General features: G+C 66.6%; 2 protein-coding genes and 1 pseudogene. All 3 read right to left on the bottom strand.

Annotated elements, in window-relative coordinates; genetic code table 11:
• Positions 1 to 191, bottom strand: a pseudogene (locus Q4C89_RS02750) (cyclase); the annotation flags it as partial.
• 88 nt (positions 192 to 279) lie between these two features.
• Positions 280 to 495 (bottom strand): hypothetical protein, encoded by a 216-nt coding sequence (locus Q4C89_RS02745; protein WP_303101074.1) that lies wholly within the window; start codon positions 493 to 495, stop codon positions 280 to 282.
• 115 nt (positions 496 to 610) lie between these two features.
• On the bottom strand, positions 611 to 1,185 hold a 575-nt coding region (locus Q4C89_RS02740; RefSeq protein WP_303101073.1), incomplete at its 5' end, for a CAP domain-containing protein.

Here is a 1,185-nt window from a genome sequence, read left to right as displayed (position 1 = left end):
GACAGGCCAGCGGCTTCCATCACGGGGTCTTTGCCGGTGGCGGCCTTGTAGGCGAGGTAGCCGCCCGCCGCCGTCAGCAGCAGGCCCATCAGGCCACGGGTCTTGAGGCCCATCAGCACCAGGGCGCCACCTGCCGCGCCGCTGATGACGCGTTCTTGGTCCATTCCAGCCATCACATCGTTTTTGGTCATTTGAAAAAACCTCCTGCCCTCTACTCTACGTCCAGAAAGAAAATCGGATGTGCGGCTCAAGCTTTAGCCAAGCTCCATCCCTGCGTGCCTAGTCCTGCGCTGTCGGGCCAGCGACCGGAAGACCGGATTCGGCGTTCTGGTCGGTGACTTCTTCGGTCACGGCGCGGTCGGCGGCGGTGGTCGGGCCGCCCTGCATGTTGGGGTCGAGGTTGGTGTTGGCCCCGTGCGTTTCGGTGGCGCTCCCCGTCGTGGTTTCGCTGGTGGCCGGGGTGCTGACGGTGGTTCGGGGTCTGCCTTCGCCCATAGAGGTTCCTCCTGAAGTGAACTGCCCCTTATTCTGCTCTTTTTTCGTGGGTGCGCGGTGTAGGGCGGATTGAGAAGAGGTTATCCCAGCGCCCGAAAATCAGGCTCCGACGTGCTCAATTCTTGGCCCGCCCGAAGTCGATGACCCAGTAGGGGCCGTCGCCGGACTTGTCGCTCAGGGCAATCCCCGCGCCGAAGTGCGTCCAGTAGGCGTTCATCAGGTTGGCGCAGTGAACCGAGCTGCGCAGCCACCAGTCGAGGGTTTCCTGCGCGGTCTGGCCCCCCGTGTAGAGGTTCTCGGCCACCTCGCCCCCCCAGCCCTCGGCGGCGGCGCGGGTCTGTGGCGTGCTCTTGGTGACGGGGTTGACGTGGTCGGTGAAGCCCTGCAGCGTCATGGCGTTGACATGAAGCTGCGCCGCCAGGGCCAGCCGCGAGTCGTAGGCCAGAGGGGGCACGGGCGGTTTGGCGATGCCGCCGCAGTTGTAGCCGCGCTGCCGGGTCTGGTTGACCAGGGTCAGCAGCTCACCGAGTCGGCCCCCCACCGGAATCGAAGCGGAAGCTGTGACCGGAGTCGCTGCCGTTGACGGGGTGCGGGGTGCGGCTGGTGCAGCGGAGGAAGCAACAGGGGGCGCAGGCGTCGGGCGGGCCGGAGCGGGTGCTTGGGCGGCGCGGCTGGGGGCAACCTGACTGG

The organism is Deinococcus sp., from assembly GCF_030523985.1.
Lineage (GTDB): Bacteria > Deinococcota > Deinococci > Deinococcales > Deinococcaceae > Deinococcus.
Note: the sequence above shows the minus strand (reverse complement) of the source record. Positions and strands in the feature narration are given on the sequence as shown.

Coding starts and splice junctions, on each gene's coding strand:
- Q4C89_RS02745 (WP_303101074.1), bottom strand. CDS start 495: ATGGGCGAAGGCAGACCCCGAACCACCGTCAGCACCCCGGCCACCAGC.